The 266-nt window shown below is 40.2% G+C and carries 1 protein-coding gene; it reads left to right on the forward strand.

Annotated elements, in window-relative coordinates:
- The coding region (locus SB775_RS30235) for a PTS transporter subunit EIIC (protein ID WP_410864941.1) at window positions 1-266 on the forward strand (266 nt) is incomplete at both ends.

The raw sequence follows: 266 nt of genomic DNA on the forward strand, positions 1-266 counted from the left end.
TCGGTCCAGTTACACGTCATATTGGCGATTTATTAACGGCTGGATTAGTTGGCGTATATGAAACGGTACCAGTAGTTGGAGCAGTATTATTTGGAGCATTATATGCACCGCTCGTAATTACAGGAATGCATCATATGTTTATTGCAATTGATTTACAGCTAATTGCACAGCACGGCGGTACATTTATTTGGCCGATGATTGCTCTTTCTAACATTGCACAAGGTAGTGCGGCACTAGCGATGTTCTGGATTTCTAAAAATCAAAAT

The organism is Peribacillus sp. SIMBA_075, assembly GCF_046534585.1.